1 protein-coding gene is annotated in these 1,066 nt (G+C 62.8%); it reads right to left on the bottom strand.

Annotation, left to right across the window (positions count from 1 at the left end; genetic code table 11):
- Nucleotides 1-1,000 (bottom strand): FG-GAP repeat domain-containing protein (locus ACXJL8_RS41835; RefSeq protein ID WP_456687118.1); only part of this gene is annotated, 1,000 nt, incomplete at its 3' end.
- Nucleotides 1,001-1,066 lie beyond the last annotated feature (66 nt).

Here is a 1,066-nt window from a genome sequence, read left to right as displayed (position 1 = left end):
AGTTGTTGGTTCCGAGTGCAAGATCAAGCTTGCCGTCGCCGTTGAAGTCGCCGCTGATCGTTCTAGATGAGGTGCCGGCCGCGATCGGGGATTGGAACGTGCCGTCCCCGTTGCCAAGCCGCACGGCAACCGGCGAACTTGACGAGTCCTGCACCAGCAGATCGATCTTTCCATCGCCGTTGAAATCGCCGCTCGCGAAGGCGTTGGAGGCATCCGTGGCAACGGGCGATCCGAAAGAGCCATCGCCGTTACCGAGCAGCAGCGACGTGCCGATGTTGTTCGACATGATCACGTCGGCCTTGCCGTCGCCATTGAAGTCGGCAAACGCCCTGATAGAGCCGCCATTACTGCCACCCGTCGCATACTTCGTCGTCGCCGCGAACGTGCCGTTGCCATTGCCCAGCTTGACGTCCAGGGTTCCGGTGCTGATGTTGCCCATCAGCACGTCCAGTTTGCCGTCGCCGTTGACGTCGCCGAGTCGAATCGACCCTTCCAGCTCCGAGGCGCCGGTCAGCGAGGTTTGCGTGAACTGGCCCGTGCCGGTATTGGTCCTGACATCGAGAAAATATGCGGAAGCGCTGACGGTCCGGATATACACCATATCCTGCTTGCCATCGCCGTTGACGTCGCCGACCGCCGCCGTGTTGATGATGCTGAAGCGCGGGCCGGCCATCTGCGTCTCGGACTGGAATGGTCCGACATAGTAGCCGCTGGAATCGTGCACGTTAGTGCCGCTGAGCTGAAGCCCCAGTGAGCCGCTCCCCGAACCAGTGTTCACCGTGACCACGTAGCTCGCGCCATTGCTGCCCGCCACCGGCGTGATGTCCGCGATACCCGCACCGCTGATGCCACCCGTCGTCGCGAGGGTGAACTGGTCGACCGTGACCCCGGACACCGGCTTGGAAAAGGTGACGGTGTAGTGCACGACGGAAGCATCGGTCGACGACGGATCGGTGCCCGTGATGCTGACGAGCGTCGGAAGAACGGGGATGAGCGGCATGGCGATTCCCTGAGGTGAGCGTCGATGCGGGGGTCGACTGCGCACCGGTACCGGACGAACCAGCAC

The organism is Bradyrhizobium sp. P5_C11_2, assembly GCF_054049755.1.
This window is presented reverse-complemented; position numbering and strand designations above follow the sequence as displayed.